Origin of the sequence: Streptomyces typhae, from assembly GCF_009755605.1 — a bacterium.
Lineage (GTDB): Bacteria > Actinomycetota > Actinomycetes > Streptomycetales > Streptomycetaceae > Streptomyces > Streptomyces typhae.
Window position 1 is genome coordinate 63,987 of the sequence record NZ_WPNZ01000004.1, and the last position, 14,809, is coordinate 78,795.

The following is a 14,809-nucleotide window of genomic DNA, read 5'->3' on the forward strand; positions in this document are numbered from 1 at the left end:
CAAGCGCCACTTGGGGCACATCGAGGCGCACTTTTCCCGCTTGCCTGGCTGATTTCATGCATCGCCTTCCACGGCCACCACTCCCCCGCCCGTCGGCCATTTCCGCCACAGCCCGGGGACCGTAGCACTCACTCGTCGCCGCCCGACAGGCTTATCCAATGGCGGTACCACGCACGTCTTCTTCTCGTCCGACGCGGGCTTCGGCCAGAACATCACTGCACCCAGCACGTTCATCCTCGACCGCGTATCTCCCGGCTCCGATGTCCTGTTAACGAGACAGGCAGGATGCATGGCACACCGATGCCTGATGGCGCTTTTTCGAGGGTTTCTTTTCCGCCCCGGTACGACATTGCCGAACGGCCTGGGCGTGTTGCACCATCCGCACCCGGCTCCGGCGTTCCGACAGCCGTCCTTCATCGCTCTATGTCCGGTTTAGCCGGGCGCGGGCCGCTAAGTGCGGACAGATTCCGATCAGTCACCGAACGTAGTGACCGCGTCGCGGGCAATGTCGGCCACGAGGGCCGGCCGCGCCGTTTCGCGCCGTCGCGTGCTGTTTCCGCCCGGCAACAACCGGACTTCCGGGGCCGGGCCGCCATGACGACGCCATGACGCAACAAGTCGGGTCTTCGGCAACGGCGCCTTCCGCACTGACATGGAGAGCAACCCGGCACTCGGCCGGGGTCCTGCTCGGGAGGTCCGATGAACCGTCAGCCGAAACAGCGCACCACACGCCTGGCACTGGCCGTGGCCGTGGTGTCGGGCGCCGTGCGCGCCCTGGTCGCCAAGGTCCTCGACGTGGTGTGGCCGTCGTCCTGACGCCCGGCCCGTGGTGCGGCAGTCCCGGCCCGTCGTCCTTCCGTCCCGGCCCGCGAGGGCCGGGTCAGGGAAGGCCGTGCAGAGGGACGGGCTCGAACTCCCAGACGGGGCGCCGCCCTTCGGTGACCGCGACTGTCCCCGGGTGATCCGCGTAGGACCGGCGCAGTTCCCGCAGGGCGGGCCCGTCGAACGCGTCGGCGCGGCCCGTCCGGCCGAGGGCACGGAGATCGGCGGCGTGCGCGACGGTCAGCAGCAGCGTCAGCGGATGCCGGGAGCGCAGCACGGCGTCGGCCCGCTCCCGCGCGGCGCCGCTCAGCTCCGCGGCGCCGTCCGTGTCGCCGTCCGCGTGGCGGCTCGCGGAGAGGGCGACGGCGAGGCCCAGCGTCCACGGATGCGCCTGGCCGAGTCGTGCGGAGAATCCCCGCCAGCTCGCTTCGAGCACGGGTCGGGCTCGTTCGAGGTCCGTACCCGCCGCGGCCAGCGCGGCGTTGGCCTCGATCCCGAAGAGATAGGGGTGCCCCTCGGGCAGCATGGCCCGGTAGCCGTCCAGGGCCCGTCTGCCGCTGATGTCCGCGGGGTCGCCCCCGCCGCCGGCTCTCGCGTGCGGTGCCACCCACGAACAGGCACTGAGCACGTGGAGGGCGAGCGGGTTGCCTTCGGGGAGGCGGAGCACGGCGCGGCGGACCCGGTCGAGCCGGGCCGCCGCCTCGTCCACGTGCCCGGTGTGCCACCGGCACAGGGCCACCTCGTACTCCGCCGCCAGGGTCTGCGGATGCCGGGGACCGAGCACCGCCCGCAGACCCTGCAGGGCCGCGGTCTGTTCGTCGTCGGCCTCGCCGTAGCGGCCCAGGAGCCGCAGGTCCAGGGCGTGGCGGCTGCGGGCGAACAGCGTCTGCGGGGACCAGGGCGTCAGGGTGTCGCAGCGGGCGAGGACCTCCGTGCCGATCTCCAGGGCCTCCTCCCACCGCCCGCACGCCCGCGCGCACTCGGCGAGCAGGGCGCGGGCCCGGAGGGTGACCGGGGCGTCCGGGCCCGAGGTGCTCAACCGCTCCTCGTACGCGGTACGGGCGTGCTCGTCCGCCTCCGCGTAGCGTCCGCGGCAGAGCAGTGTCGCGGCCCGCGCGCCGGTGACGAGTCCGCCGTCGGCGCCGGGTGCGCCGTCCGTCCCGCGGTCGAGGAGCCGGGCGGCCTCGGGCAGCCTGCCCGTCTCGCGCAGCAGGCGGGCGCGTACTTCCAGGAGTTCGGGGTCGAGGGCGGCGGTGGTGCCGGCGCGGGCCCGCGACGTCAGTTCGAGGCCCTGGTGGTGGGCGCCCGACCAGCGGCAGAAGGCAAGGCAGTTGCGCACCAGACGGCGGGCGTCCGGGGCATCGCTCTCCAGGACGCCCGAGGGGCGCAGGTGCCGCAACAGCTCCCCGTAGCGGGGCCACAGCGCGGGGGCCTCGGGCAGCCGGGGGTCCGCGGTCGTCAGCGCCTGCACGGCGAGCGCGGCGGCCTCGGCACGGTGCCCGTCGTGCGCCCCGCGCAGCGCCGCCCGGCGTACGAGCGGATGCACCCGCAGGGTGTCCGCCTCGATGCGGGCCAGCGACGCCTCCACCAGCGCGTGCGCGGCGGCGTCCCACGTGCCGTCGTCCGGGGTGGGCAACGGCCGCAGCCAGCGCAACGGCACCTCGCCCTCGGCGAAGCGGTCGCTCAGGCGCAGCAGCAGACGGGCCTGCGGCACCCGGGCGTGCAGGCGGCCCAGCGCGTCCGTCAGCGAGGGCAGCCGCACCTCGTCGCCCGGGTGCCGCCGGGTCATCGCCTGTACGAGGGCTCCCGGGTGGTCGCCCACGCGCCGGGCCAGTTCCCGGTCGCCGCGCAGTCCGCGGCCGGGGTCGAAGCGGGTCACACAGGTCAGGCTCTCCGCCCAGACGAAGCAGGGCACGTCGATGAGTTCGGCCGCGTACCGCTCCCAGGCACGGTTCTGCGAGGTGATCAGGACACGCACCGCGGGGCCCGGCAGCAGCGGCGCCAGGACCGCCGGTTCCTCCGCGCCGTCGAGGACCAGCAGAATCCGGCGGCGGTCCGCCGGGGCGCGCGGAGACCTGACGGCGGTGTACAACGCGGCGAGTTCCGCGCCCGGTTCGGTCCGGGCGCCGCCCAGCTCCTCGCCGAGCCGGGCGAGTTCCGCGCGCACGGAGTCCTGGGAGCGCGCGTCCACCCACCAGACGACGTCGTAGAGGCCCTTGAAGCGGTGGACGTACTCGACGGCCGCCGCCGACTTTCCGACGCCGGGGAGCCCGACGAGCACGCGGACGACGGCGGGTGGTACGTCAGGGCCCCCCGAGGTCTCCGGGAGGTTCGAGGAGTCAGGGGTCGCCGGGGTGCCCGGACTGCCGTCGGCCCGGCCCGCGTTCCCGGTTTCCGCACCGGCCGCGGCTGTTCCGGTCGTGGGGACGCCGGGCGGTGGCGGCGGGTCGTCCGTCAGTTCCTGGTGGATCGTCCACAGCAGTTCGTCGCGCCCGGTGAACCGGTCGTCGCGGTGCCCGACCCCGCCCCACACCTCGGGAAGGTCGGTGGGCAGGGCTTCGACGGGCCCGGGGGCTGCGGGGACCGTGGTCGTGCCGGTGGCCAGGCGCAGACGCCGGTCCGCCGCCACCACGCCCGCACCGCTCAGGTCGACGGCCGTCACGCCGTGGGGAGTGCCTGCGGCGGCCCGCACGTCACCGGGGCCGCGCGGGCCGCCGGACTCGCCGGAGCCGTACGGGGTGACGACGGTCAGCCGGCCCGGGTGGTGCTCCCCGGTGAGCCGGAAGCCCTCGGCCCACTCCGCGGCTGTGTACCGGCCGGCCGCGCCCAGGCAGCCGCTGACGACGACCGGGTCCCCGGTCCGCAGCCGGGCCGCGAGCAGCTCCGCGACGCTCTCTCCCGGTACGGGGGTGAGCAGTTCGGCGCTCGCGTCGGCGCCGTACGCGCGCAGCCTGCCGGTGAGCCACGCGCCCCAGGGCGCGTCGGGGCCCGCGAACAGCACGTGGTAGCGCCGGACTCCGTCGGGCGGCGGGCCCGCCCCGTACCGGGACCTGCTCACGGCCGACTCGCGGCGCGCCTGCCGTAGCAGCACCGCCGCTTCCCGGCGCACCGCCGCCACGGCCGCCTCCTGGTCGGCGACCGCCCGCTCCCGCGCCACTTCGGCGGCCTCCAGGCGCTCGGCGAGGTGCCGGCGGCGCTGTTCGCCGTCCTCGGCCCGCCGCTCGGCCGCCGCCCGGTCGCGCTCCAGGGCCTCCGCTCTGCGCAGCAGGTCGCCGTTCTCCAGCGCCAGTCGGGACGCCTTCTCCTCCAGGGTGTCGTGCTCGAAGCGGAGCGCGGCGAGCCGCTCCAGGGCCGCGTCCCGTTCCCGCCGGGCCGTCACGGCCTGCCGCTCGGCCTGTTCCCTGCGGTGGTGCTCCGCCTGCCACTTCCCCTTCAGGTGCTCGGTCTCCCACCGCTGCCGATTGGTGGCGCGCATGGCCAGCTCCTGTCTGCGCAGCACCTCGGCGCGCAGGCGGGGGTCCGGCGCGCTGTGCGCGGCCTCGGCGTGGGCGGCGAGCAGGTGCTCCACGAACTCGACCGGCGCGGCCTGCGCTCCGCTGAGGTAGCGGGACACGGTCGACTTGTGCAGGGACTTCCTCCTGCCGTAGGCCTCCATGGTCGTGTCGAGGGCCGCGAAGAGCCTGCGCAGCAGGAGCGCGCAGTGCCAGGCGTCGGGGTGCACACCCTCGGGGGCGCTCGCCGATTTGCCCCGTTCCGGCGGCAGGGCGGCTTCCCAGTCCGGCTCCCCGTCCGCCACTCCCGACGCGGCGCCCTCGGTCACGGTCCGCCGCCGTCCGCCGCGGGGGCGGCGCCGAGGCGGGTCGCCGCGGCGCGTACGCGGTCGGCTTCCCGGGCCGTGCACAGGTCCGGTGCCCCGCCCTCGTGCAGGGCCCGGACGAGTTGCTCGTACACGTGCAGGGCCCGCACGGTGTCGCCGAGGTGCTCCAGTGCGTCCGCGTGGGCTGCCGCCGCCTGGAACCACTGGGGTGCGGGAGAGTGCCGCCACGCCCGGTCCGCGGCGGTGGCGTAGCAGCGGGCGGCGCGCTTCGGATCGCCCGCGCGGGCGGCGAGGTCGCCGCGCAGCTGCCAGACGGCGGCGTCCACGGCGGGAGGTGTCGCGTCGGGTTGCACGGCGTCCAGGATGTCGTCGGCCTCGCGGGGCGCGCTCGTGTCGGTGGTTTCGGCGAACGCCAGCAGGCTCCGCGCGAGGAGCAGCCGGCGCCCGGCCGACTCGGGGTCGTGGGGCGCCGACACGTCGACGGCGCGGCGCAGCATGCGCACGGCGGCGCCGCGGTCGCCGACGGAGCCGGTGCGGGTGGCGCGGGCGGTCAGCAACTCGCCCAGCGACGTGCGGGCGGCGGGCAGCCGCGGATCGTCGCGGACGAGGAGCGACAGGGCGTCCGCCCACGCCTCGATCGCGTCGTCCTGTCGCCGTACGAAGGCTCCGGCCGGCCCCGGCGGGCAGCAGTCGGTGAGGACGAGTGCCCGGCGCAGGGCGCACTCCGCGACGATGCGGGCCCGGCCGGGCAGGGGGGCGTCCCCGACGCCCCCGAGGATCCGGCCGGGCGCGGCCGGCCCGGCAGCCGCAAGGCGCGCGGTGGGCACGGCGTCCGCAGCCGGGTCCGGTGGTGTGTCGGCCGAACGGGAGTCGGCCACCGGGGTCTCGGCCAGGCGGCGGGCCTCGTCGAGCAGGGTGTGGATCTCCTCCAGTGCTGCGTCGTCCGGCGGCCCGGCCTGGGCGAGCACCAGGGCGTGTGCGCGGTCGAGGACGCACCGGCAGCGTTCGGCCGGGTGGAGCGCGCCCCACGACGGCTCGTCCGCGGCGGCACCCAGGTCCGCGGCGGCACGCACCGCGTGGGCCCGGCGGGCCGCGGGGTCCGCGGTGGTCGCGGCGTCGTGGGGGCGGCCGTTGCCGGGCGGCAGAAGACCGGCGTCGCTGTGGTGGCGGGCGAGGTCGAACAGGACCGCGCCGCGCGCCACCAGGGCGCCGTCCACCGGGCCGCCCGCGACGAGCAGGTCGGCGGTGTCCAGGGCTTCCAGGAGCCGGGCGGCGCACCACTGCCCGGGACGTTCGCGGGCGAAGGGCGCCCCGATCACCGCGAGGCGGCGGAGCACCCGGACGCGGGCCAGGGCGAGGTCGCGGACCAGGGTGTCGTCCGCGTCGGCGCGGGCCGCGGGACCGGCGAGGTGGTCGACGGCTCCGGCGAGCAGGACGGCCGCGATCCGGGAACCCTCGGCCGACGACGTGCGCCCGTCGACGCGCTGGGCGTCCATCATGGTGAGCGCCCAGCGGGGCAGGAGGTCGCGGTCGAGGCGGTCGGCCACGGCCTCGTCGGCCATCCTCTCCAGGACCCGCGTCAGGGTCAGACGGGCGGACGGAACCAGCGGCACCGCTTCCTGGGCCGCGTACAGCGCCTCGCGCAGCTGTTCTCCGAGGGGGCGGAACGACCACCGCAGCAGGAGGGCCTCGGCCAGCTCGGCGTGGTGTCCGGCGCGCGCGGCGGGCTCGCGCTCCGTCTCCACGGCGGCGCCCAGGTCCGTTACGGCCAGGTCGAGATGGCGCAGGGACCCGAGCCTGCGGAAGTCGTCGAGGCGATCCCGGGCGCGAGCAGCCAGCATGTCCGCGGGGACGGCTGCCGCGGCCGACTCGTGCGCCCGGTCCGCGAGGGCCGCCGGGGCGCCGAACCGCCGCAGCACCTGCGCGGAGACCCGGGCGAAGTCCTGGAGCAGCGGCGCGTCCGGTGCCCCGCCGTCGAGATCGGCCGCCGCCGCGCCCGCGGTGCGGGCGTGGATGTGCTCGGGGGCGACACGGTCCGACAGGGCGGCCGAGGCGATGACGGGGAAGTTGCGGCCGCCGCGGCCGAACCGGCGCTCCACGTACGCGGAGGCCTGCCTGAGCACGTCCTGCGCGTCCTCCACGCTCAGCCGCAGCAGCAACTCCTCGCGCACGCCCGGCCGGAACGCGAACTCCAGGGCCCCGTCGGACGTGTGGCCGACGGCCGCCCCGGCGCCGGACGCGGAGTTGTCGACGCGCCGCAACAGGCCGCTCAGCACGACCTCGGCCATGACGTCGGGACCCGATTCGGGCAGCAGGGCGCGTTGCACGAGTTGCATCACCGGGAACGCGAGCGGCACGGCGGCGAGGAGGGTGGCCAGGCGGACGGCGTCCGGGGAGCCCGTGGCGCGGAACCGGCTCACCCGCTCCACCGGCGCGCCGGGGGACTCGGCCGCCGGGGCGGCGGGGGCCGCGGGGTGGTCGGCCCCGACGAAACCGGCCACTCCGGGCGTCGCGCCGCCGGTGAGGTCCGCCACCAGGCGTGCCCAGGCGGCGAGGGCCTCGGCGCGCGGGGCGAGGATCGGTACGGGGACACGGCCCGGCCGGGCCCGCTCGGCGGCCGGTGCGGAGTGGGCGTGGAAGCCGATCGTCCCGGAGAGCCCCGGGCGGCGCGTCAGGATGCCGGGCTCCGGCGGCAGATGGGTCCGCGCCCACATGCGCTGGGGCAGGGGCTGCATGACGGCCACAGGACCGCTGCGCGCCAGGCGGTGCAGAAGCCGCTGCATGTGGCCGTCGCGCCACAGCGGCCCCACGCAGTCGCTGAGGACCAGGACCAGACGGTGGCCGCCGGGGGCCAGGAGACGGTCTCCGGACAGGGACGGCGACCCGGGCGCGAAGGTGCGGGCGAGCCTCGGCTCCCCGTACGGGGTCTCGTGGACGTAGTGGTGCGCGACGTCGCGGAACACGCCTGCCTGCGCGGCGGCCTGCCGCAGGTCCTCGAAGGTGTCCCGCCACACGGCATTGGACGACGAGACGTCCATGAGCAGGGCGATCCGGTGCGTCGAGGTGTCCGCGGGCCGCAGCACGGGCAGCAGCAGACGCGACTCGGCGGCGCGCTCGGCGGTCGCGAACTCGTCGAACTGCGCGACCGCGCCGGGCACAGGGGTGCGGCGGCGCAGCGGGCGCAGCGCCCTGAGCAGGGCGTAGGGGTCGGGGAGTGTGCTGGGGGCGGGGATGTGCACGGTCGTCCCGCAGCCGTCCCCCGGGTCGGGTCCTGGCGCGCGGCCGGTGGTGGCGGCGCGGGGCACCGAGAGGGAGGCGAGCGGGGCGGTGGGCGGTCCCGGCGCCGCTTCCGACGCGCGGTCGGTGTCCTGTGGCTGCCCGGAGGAACCGTTCCCGGTGTCCGCGGGCTCGGCGGTGACGGGCGGGTCCGTGACCGGCAGTGTGGCCGGTGTGCCGGTGATCCCCGGGACCTTCGCGGCCAGCCACAGGACGTCGGCCAGGTCCTCCGCCCGGACGTCGCCGCCGTCCTCGCGCAGGCGCGCGATGAGGGCGGCGAGCGGCCCCGCCGCTGCCGGGTCCCCCTGCCGCCGCTCCCCTGCGCGGCGGGTCCCGGTGGTGGACCGGGATCCCTGCTCGCCCATGTGTGTCCTCCGGTCACCTGTACCGCGGCGCGATCGGCCGCATGAGCATGTCGATGAGTTCCCCGCGCTGGACGGCGTCGCCGCCCGATGCGAGCTGCACCAGGAAGATGGCGTTGAGGAGTTGGTCCGCGGGTCGCAGCTCCCCCGCTGCGGCGCTCTGCACGAAGCGCTCGATCAGTGCGTGGTTGCGGTCCTCCCCACCGGGCCCGAAGTGCGCTTCGACCAGGGCCGCGAGCTGTGCGGGACCCGGCGCGGAGAGCTCCAGGGAGAGACAGCGGCGGAGCAGCGCGGCGGGGAAGTCCCGTTCGCCGTTGCTGGTGATCACGATGAACGGGAAGGCCCGGCAGCGCACCTTGCCGCCGTGCACCGCGATCCGCGCCCCGTCGTCCGTGAGGACGGTGGTCTCGGGCTGCCGGTCGGCGATGCGCTCCAGCTCGGGGATGGTGAACTCCCCCTCCTCCAGCACGTGCAGGAGGTCGTTGGGCAGGTCGATGTCGCTCTTGTCCAGCTCGTCGACGAGCAGGACGCGCGGCCGTTCCGTGGGGAGCAGCGCCGTGCCGAGCGGGCCGAGGCGGATGTAGCGCCCGATGCCGTCCGGCTGCGCGCCACCGTCCCCCGGGCCGAGCTGGGAGTCCTGGAGGCGGCCGATGGCGTCGTACTGGTAGAGCCCGTCCCGCAGGGTCGTCCGGCTGACGACGGGCCACTGGAGGACCCGGCCGAGGCCGAGTTCGTGGGCGACCGCGTGCGCGAGGGTCGACTTGCCCGAGCCCGGTTCGCCGGTGACGAGCAGCGGCCGCCGCAGATACAGGGCGGCGTTGACCAGCTCGACCGCGGCCTCGCTGTGCACCTTCGGCGCTCCGGCCCCGTTGCCGAGCCTGCGCCGGGTGGTGGAGTCGACCGGTGGCACCTCGTACGGGACGACGGTGCCGTCGAACCTGCGCCAGGCCGGGGCCTCGGGGAGCAACGACATCCGCTCGGGGTCGGGTTCACCGGTTCCCCGGTAGATCAGCCAGTCGTCCATGGTGGATGAGTTCCTCGCTCGGGTCGGGGCTGTCGCTTCCGGTGGGTGTCGTGGTCCGCTAGGGGGCTTCGAGGACGGTGTCTTCCGGGGCCAGCGGTCGGTGGGGGTCGTCCCAGAGGAGTGCCGTGTGTCTGGCCCAGTGCTCGGCCTCGCCCCCCTCGCCGCCATGGTGCCGCAACCGGCGTACTTCGTCCGGGAGTTCACGGATGGTCCGGATCTCCCCGAGCAACTCGGCGACACCTCGCGCGAAGACGTTTGCGGCTTCGGCACGGGTGGCGGGAGGCGTGTGCTCGCCCGTGCCCCACACGGCCACGGCGTGACCGGCGTCGAGCGCCTCCCGCAGCGTCCGCTGTCCCTCCCCCCGCCCGACCGGGCGGCAGACGACGGGGACCACGCCGGGCCCCGCGTCCTCCCACCCCTCCGCCCGCTCCGTGGCCGCCCGCCGGTCGACGCCCCCGGCAGTGCCGGCGGGCCTGTCGCGCTGCGCGGTCAGTCTGTCGGCCCGCTGCAACGCGTCCCAGCGCTGCTCGCGGAGGTGCTCGGTGCGCTCCGAGCGTCGGCTCAGGGCGCGCAGCACGACGCTGCGGTGCGCACCGAGTTCGCGCTGTGTCCCGGGCCGCTCCAGGTCGCCGGTGCGCCACAGATGGACTTCCATGTCGAAGTGCTCGGGCGGTACGGCCACTTCGAGCGGGGCGGGCTGCTCCGGGAGGTCCACCCGGCGGAAGGCCTCAGCCAGGGGCGCCGCGAGGTGGCGAACGACGTCGGCCACGGGCACCCCGGCGCCACCGTTCTCCTCGGCGAGCGCCACCCGGTTCCCGTCTCCGTGGTCGATCCCGATGCGCCAGTAGAAGCGGGGCGGCCGGGCCCAGTGCACCGGATCGAGTTCGACGGTGACGACGGGGCGGCCGTCGCCGCGGGCGGGGAACGGTCTCGCCCCGGCCGTGCCCGCGGGCCGCAGGGTGTCCGGCAGGGACGCCCCCGCGACCAAGGGCCGCAGGAAGTGGGCGACTTCCCCCGTCCGCTCCCGCACCCAGGCGAGCAGCCTGTCGGCGGCCCCGCCTTCCGGTTCCGTCTGCCGCGCGTACTGCGCCACCAGGTGGAGGTAGCGGAGGTACACGACCGCGGGCGTCGTGTCCTGTCCGTAGAGCATCCCGTGACCGTCGCGCCAACTGCGCGGCGGCGTCCGGGCGTCGGCGCGGGGGTCCTCGCTCAGGACGGCCCGGAGCGTCTCGGTGACGGCGCGGGGCGAGGGGGGCGGCCCCAGGGCGGCCAGGAGCGCCAGGGCCGTGCCACGGTCGCCGGGGCTCCACTGGTCGCCGGAGACCACGAGGCCGCCGGGCAGCTTCCGCTGCAGGGCCGTCCAGGTGTCGGCGTCGTGCGCGGCCCGGTGTGCGTGCCAGGCGTCGTGGGCGGCGAGCACCCGGCGTCCCAGGGCGCCGAAGTGGTGCAGGGCCGTGGTGCTGACCAGGAGCGACGTACGCGTTGCCGCGTGCCTGGAGCGGGCCAGCGCCACCACTTCTCCGGTGGCCGGGTCGACGGCGGGGCCGCCGCAGGCCCCGAACGGGAGGAAGCCGTCGACCCGCATCCCGTACTCCCCGACGCCGCCGACGCGCGTCATCCCTTCCCGCCACGGCCGCACCTCGCCCTCCGGGGAACGGACGTGGCCCTCGACCACGACCTGTCCCGGCAGCCGGGCGGGCCGGTCGCTGAGCCACACCGAAGGGTGCGACACCTCGTCGATCAGCCGTACGAGGGCCAGGTCCCTCTCGGGCGGTACGGGGGCACGCGGATCGTCGTCGAGGAGCCATGCCTCCAGGCGGGCCGCGCGCGGCTCGCCCCCGGCGAGGCCGTCGCCCCGTACGAGAAAGGGCGTTCCGGGGTCCTTGCCGAGATGCGGGGCGAGCACGTGCGCGCAGGTCAGAATCCAGCCGGGGGCGACGAAGAAGCCGGTTCCCCACATGCCGTCGCCGCCCTCGGGCCGCAGCTCGACGAGGGCGGCGCGGGTCAGCCTGCTCAGATCGCTCTCGGCGTCGACGGACATCGCCAGTTCGTGACTCCCCCGCTTCTCCCCCGCCTCTTCGTCACGGAGCGCGCCCGGACGTCGCAGCGACGTCCACCCGGCCGTCCGCCCGCTGTCGGGGTCGTCCCCCGAGGCTACCGGTCGGCCGGGCGCAGCGGGAGCGTGCGCGGCGCACCGCCGCCCCACCTGCGCTGCGGCGAAGTCCTGGAACGGTCGAGTCACTTGCGTACGGCAGCAGTCGGCGCATGATGGGAACCACTCCCCGGGCTCGACGCCCGCCGTCGCCCAGGACCCCGGCGACACGACCCCCATCTGTTCCGCCTGCACCACTCCGGGTCAGGCCGCGCCGCACCGAGGTGAAGCTCCGTGACGTCCGGCACCCCACGTTCCACGCGCCACCTGCGCGCCTACCGCACCCGAGGGCACACCGTCCTGGAGTTCCACGGCGAGATCGACATCGCCGCGGCTCAGGAGATCCAGCCCCGACTCGACCGTGCGACCGAGGCACCCGAGGCCCTGGTCGTCATCGATCTGACGCCCAGCACCTTCTTCGACTGCTCCGGCCTGCGGCTGCTGTGCCGCGCACGGCGGCGCGTCGTGGAGCGGTGCGGGCAGCTCGTGGTGGTCTGCCCGCACCCGGGCACGCTGCGGCTGTTGCGCCTCATCCGGCTGTTCGACGTCTTCCGCCCGTACCCCTCCCTGGAGGCCGCCCTGGCCGACGCCGCGCCGGCGGAGCGGCCCGTGCGGAGGAGATTCGCGTGGGCGGCGGGGCGGGCGGCCTGCCGCAGGAACCGGGCGGGGGCCCGCACCGTGTGGTGACGCGGGGTGTTCGCGTCACCCGTCGGCAGGGCGGCGCAGGCCGATGTACTCGCCCATGGCGGCGGCCCCGTACTCGAAGACCGCGGTGGGGTCCGGAGCGATGTCCATGATGTGGCTGTTGACCTCGAAGCCCACCATGCCGTGCAGTTGCGTCCACACCACGAACATGCGGGCCATCACGGAGCGGGGCAGCCCTTCGAGGAGGCCGGCGGCGAGCGCGTCGACGTTCTGGCTCATCCCGTCGGTCAGCGGCGCCTCGCCGGGCCGGTCGCCGGTGAGTTCGCCCGCCTTCTCGGCGTCGCGCAGGACGGCCACCATCGCGAGGACGATGCGGGCGACCGCCTCCATGGTCTCCGGCGGGGCGCTGTAGCCGGGCACCGGGCGGCCCCAGAGGAGCACGTACTCCTCCGGGTGGGCCACGGCCCACTCCCGGATGCCCTGCCACACGGCCACCCAGCGCCGCAGCGGATCGGCGCCCGCCGCGAGGGCCGCCTCGGCGGCGGCCTCCGTGCGGTCGGCGAGGGCCCGGTAGGAGCCGAGGACGAGGGCGGACAGCAACGCGTCCTCGTCGGGGAAGTGCTTGCCCGCCTCCTGGGTGTCGACGCCCGCTTCCGCTGCCACGGCCGCCGGGTCCAGGTTGGCGCGGTGCCGTTCCGTGAGCCGCGCCATCGCGGCCGGCTTGAGCCGCCCGAGCACGGCTTCCCGCTCGAGCTGTTCCTCGGTAGAAGTCATGATCCGGACTTTTCCAGATCCCGGACCGGGTGTCGATTACCTCCGCGGTAACGGGCAGGCCGGGGGCCGGAAGCTCGACCGGTCCTCAAGTGCTCCTTGAGCAAGGGGCGTTGAGCGCTCCGCGGAACCCGGTCCCACCGGTCCCGCCGGTTTCCGTGGGCGCGGGGCGCGCCACGTCGACGGCCCTCGCACCCGTACGCCGCGGGCGGGGCGTCAGCGGAACGCGAGAATGACGTGAGCGGTACGTGAGCGCGCATGTTCAGCCTGGTGAACAGCGTCGTGAAGCAGGAGGTGCGCAGGACCGTGCAGCAGACCGCCGAGAACGTCCCCCCCACTCAGCGTGTGTCGGTGAGCATTCACGCGTCGGACCCGATCTCCCGGGCCGGAGTGCTGAGTCAGTTGCGGCAGTACCCGGAGATCGTCCTCGCGCGGACCACGCCCGGAAGGACCGCGGCCAGGTCGCCCTGCTCCTCGCGGGCACCGTGGACGACGCGATCCTGACGCACCTGCGCGGACTCGTCCACACCGACGGCGTACGGGTGGTCCTGGTCGTGGACCGGATGCGGGAGGCCGACCTCCTGGACGTCGCGGGCTGCGGTGTCACCTCGATCGTGTGGCGCCGCGAGGCCACACCGGCGCGGCTGCTCCGGGCCGTCCTCGCGGCGCACCGCGGTGACGGCGACCTCCCGGGCGACCTGCTCGGCACGCTCCTCACCCGGATGGGGCGGCTGCGGGGCGACACGCCGGATCCGGCCGGGATCGCCGCCGTGGGGATGGCGCCGCGCGAGGTCGACATCCTGCGCCTGGTGGCGGACGGCCTCGACACCGCGGAGATCGCGGTGAAGCTCGCCTACTCCGAACGGACCGTCAAGAACGCCCTGCACAACCTGTCGTCGCGCCTCCAGCTCCGCAACCGGGCGCACGCGGTGGCGTACGCGTTGCGGGCGGGCTACATCTGAGGCTCCGCACGCGGGTGAGCTTCCCGGGCTTCGCGCCCGGGGCGGGCCCCGTAAGGGGCGCGGGAAGCTTCGCGGCCGGCCACGGAAAAGCCGCAGACTCGTCTGCTCACCACCCGGCAGACGCGTCTGCGGCCATTCCTCGGCTGAGCACGCAGTTCCCCGCGCCCCTTACGGGGCGGGTGCCTAGCCGACGGCCACGGCGCCGCGCAGCGTCTCGCGCACGGTCGCTATCACCTCGGCCGCGCGCGGGCTGAGGTAGAAGTGGCCGCCCTGGAACACCTGGATGTCGAAGGCGGCGGTGGTGTGGGCGCGCCACGCCTGCGCCTCCGGCACCGTCGTCTTCGGGTCGTCGTCGCCCACGAGGGCGGTGATCGGGCAGTCGACGGTGGTGTCCACCGGGCCGTACGTCTCGATGGCCCGGTAGTCGCTGCGGATGGCGGGCAGCACCATCCGCAGCAGCTCCTCGTCGCCGAGCACCTGGGCGTCGGTGCCGCTCATGGCCTTCATCTCGGCCACGATGCCGTCGTCGTCCCGCTGGTGGACGTTCTCCTCGCGCGACGTGGAGGGTGCGCGCCTGCCGGAGGCGAAGAGCCTGACGGGCGTGCGGCCCTGCTCCTGGAGCCTGCGCGCGACCTCGAACGCGACGACCGCGCCCATGCTGTGCCCGAAGAACACGACGGGCCGGTCGAACAGCGGCGCCACCACGGGGGCGATCCGGTCGGCGAGCTCACCGATGTCGTCCACGTTCGGCTCCATCCGCCGGTCCTGGCGGCCGGGGTACTGCAGAGCCGTCACGTCGCTGTCGCTCTTGAGCGCCGCCGAGACGGGGTGGTAGAAGGTCGCCGATCCGCCCGCGTGCGGGAAGCACACCAGACGGGCCGGGGCGTCCGGTGCGGGGTGGAACCGGCGGAGCCAGAGGTCGCTGCCGTCGGTAGCAGTCATGTCGATCGTCCGTTCTGCTGTGGTTGTCGTACTCGG

9 protein-coding genes are annotated in these 14,809 nt (G+C 75.4%); 3 read left to right on the forward strand and 6 right to left on the reverse strand.

What is annotated here, in order from left to right; translation table 11 throughout:
- Positions 1 to 880: 880 nt before the first annotated feature.
- Genes GPA10_RS43615 through GPA10_RS09070 form a run of 4 tightly spaced genes read right to left on the reverse strand, consistent with a single transcriptional unit; the run spans position 881 to position 11,543 of the window.
- The gene (locus tag GPA10_RS43615) at positions 881 to 4,642 is read right to left on the reverse strand and encodes a tetratricopeptide repeat protein (protein WP_157165037.1); all 3,762 of its coding nucleotides are present in this window, start codon (positions 4,640 to 4,642) and stop codon (positions 881 to 883) included.
- Positions 4,639 to 8,280 (reverse strand): SAV_2336 N-terminal domain-related protein, encoded by a 3,642-nt coding sequence (locus GPA10_RS09060; protein WP_157165038.1) that lies wholly within the window; start codon positions 8,278 to 8,280, stop codon positions 4,639 to 4,641. Before GPA10_RS09060 ends, GPA10_RS43615 begins: the two co-directional genes overlap by 4 nt.
- Before the next feature lie 13 nt (positions 8,281 to 8,293).
- The gene (locus tag GPA10_RS09065) at positions 8,294 to 9,301 is read right to left on the reverse strand and encodes an AAA family ATPase (protein WP_157165039.1); all 1,008 of its coding nucleotides are present in this window, start codon (positions 9,299 to 9,301) and stop codon (positions 8,294 to 8,296) included.
- Between the two features lie 58 nt (positions 9,302 to 9,359).
- Positions 9,360 to 11,543, reverse strand: a complete 2,184-nt coding sequence (locus tag GPA10_RS09070; protein WP_157165040.1) for a VMAP-C domain-containing protein — start codon at positions 11,541 to 11,543, stop codon at positions 9,360 to 9,362.
- Between the two features lie 144 nt (positions 11,544 to 11,687).
- Here GPA10_RS09070 and GPA10_RS09075 point away from each other — a divergent pair, with 144 nt between their 5' ends.
- Positions 11,688 to 12,140: an anti-sigma factor antagonist gene (locus GPA10_RS09075; protein WP_343040567.1), complete on the forward strand. Its 453-nt coding sequence runs from the start codon at positions 11,688 to 11,690 to the stop codon at positions 12,138 to 12,140.
- Positions 12,141 to 12,155: 15 nt separating this feature from the next.
- Here GPA10_RS09075 and GPA10_RS09080 read toward each other — a convergent pair whose 3' ends face one another.
- Complete coding sequence (locus GPA10_RS09080; RefSeq protein ID WP_157165041.1) at positions 12,156 to 12,872, reverse strand: TetR/AcrR family transcriptional regulator; 717 nt, start codon at positions 12,870 to 12,872, stop codon at positions 12,156 to 12,158.
- A 255-nt stretch (positions 12,873 to 13,127) separates the two neighbouring features.
- Here GPA10_RS09080 and GPA10_RS43995 point away from each other — a divergent pair, with 255 nt between their 5' ends.
- Both GPA10_RS43995 and GPA10_RS09085 read left to right on the forward strand, forming a co-directional pair.
- On the forward strand, positions 13,128 to 13,373 hold the full coding sequence (locus tag GPA10_RS43995) for a hypothetical protein (RefSeq protein ID WP_425505703.1): 246 nt from the start codon (positions 13,128 to 13,130) through the stop codon (positions 13,371 to 13,373).
- Positions 13,355 to 13,831, forward strand: a complete 477-nt coding sequence (locus GPA10_RS09085) for a helix-turn-helix transcriptional regulator (protein ID WP_425505704.1) — start codon at positions 13,355 to 13,357, stop codon at positions 13,829 to 13,831. Before GPA10_RS43995 ends, GPA10_RS09085 begins: the two co-directional genes overlap by 19 nt.
- A gap of 183 nt (positions 13,832 to 14,014) precedes the next feature.
- Here GPA10_RS09085 and GPA10_RS09090 read toward each other — a convergent pair whose 3' ends face one another.
- Positions 14,015 to 14,773 carry a thioesterase II family protein gene (locus GPA10_RS09090; RefSeq protein ID WP_157165042.1) on the reverse strand — a complete coding sequence of 253 codons (759 nt, stop codon included), beginning with the start codon at positions 14,771 to 14,773 and terminating at the stop codon, positions 14,015 to 14,017.
- Positions 14,774 to 14,809 lie beyond the last annotated feature (36 nt).

Coding starts and splice junctions, on each gene's coding strand:
- GPA10_RS09060 (WP_157165038.1), bottom strand. CDS start 8,280: ATGGGCGAGCAGGGATCCCGGTCCACCACCGGGACCCGCCGCGCAGGG.
- GPA10_RS09065 (WP_157165039.1), bottom strand. CDS start 9,301: ATGGACGACTGGCTGATCTACCGGGGAACCGGTGAACCCGACCCCGAG.
- GPA10_RS09080 (WP_157165041.1), bottom strand. CDS start 12,872: ATGACTTCTACCGAGGAACAGCTCGAGCGGGAAGCCGTGCTCGGGCGG.
- GPA10_RS43995 (WP_425505703.1), top strand. CDS start 13,128: ATGTTCAGCCTGGTGAACAGCGTCGTGAAGCAGGAGGTGCGCAGGACC.
- GPA10_RS09090 (WP_157165042.1), bottom strand. CDS start 14,773: ATGACTGCTACCGACGGCAGCGACCTCTGGCTCCGCCGGTTCCACCCC.